The organism is Pseudomonas typographi, from assembly GCF_014694385.1.
GTDB classification, from domain to species: domain Bacteria; phylum Pseudomonadota; class Gammaproteobacteria; order Pseudomonadales; family Pseudomonadaceae; genus Aquipseudomonas; species Aquipseudomonas typographi.
In genome coordinates, this window is sequence record NZ_JAAOCA010000112.1 from 1 (window position 1) to 798 (window position 798).

1 protein-coding gene and 1 pseudogene are annotated in these 798 nt (G+C 56.3%); both read right to left on the reverse strand.

The window, feature by feature from the left end; all coding sequences use genetic code 11:
- A pseudogene (locus tag HAQ05_RS27910) lies at positions 1-385 on the reverse strand (hypothetical protein); the annotation flags it as partial.
- A gap of 33 nt (positions 386-418) precedes the next feature.
- On the reverse strand, positions 419-798 hold a 380-nt coding region (locus tag HAQ05_RS27915), incomplete at its 5' end, for a hypothetical protein (RefSeq protein WP_190427623.1).

A 798-nucleotide genomic window follows, 5' to 3' on the forward strand; every position in this document is an offset into this window, starting at 1 on the left:
AATCGGCCAGCGCCATGGCGTCGGCCGCAGTGAAGTAGGCCAGTTTGTCGGCAGCACCGGTGAGCGCCTCAAGCGCGTTAATCGAGGGATCTGCGGCCAGGCTGCCGAACTGACTCACCAGCGAACGCAGTTGGTCCGCCGAGTCCTTCACGTAACCCTGCATGGGCGCTAGGGCGTAGCTCCCAGCATCGACGCTCGCGCCCTGGTAGGCCGGCAAGATCGACAGCACCGTAGCGCTGGCGATATTGGCCACTTCATACCAGTTGCCGTCAGGACCAAGGAAGGCATCGCCCACCCGGCTGTTCGCCGCGAAGTCGGTACCGGTGCCGGTCACCGTAGTGGAATTTTGCGTGCACGAAACCGTGCCCGATCTGTACCAGGGCATATTTACTCCAATAGGATTTTTTAGCGGGGTTAATTACAGGCCGGTAACGTCAACCATTAGATAACAGGCTGTACCGCCCCCGCCGCTGTACGACACTGAGCCGGTTATTGCGTAGTATATTTGTAACGTGCTGAGAACCAGAGTATTCGCCGAGGTAAACTTTGCAACGCTGCCTTCCATTGAAACGTTGTAAGTTGTACTAGGACCAACAGTGCCGCTTGGGTCTTCCCATCCTACATATTGCAGCAACGCCATATAGTTCTGCACTACCGCATAGGTCTTTCCCGCATCCCCGGTGAGCGTGACATTAGAACCGATGAGGGCACCGCTGGTATCTTGGTATATCTGCGTCGGATTTAGATACGGATACAGCGCGTCGAAAACTAGGCTGCCTGTCGCGTTGAATACCTGCA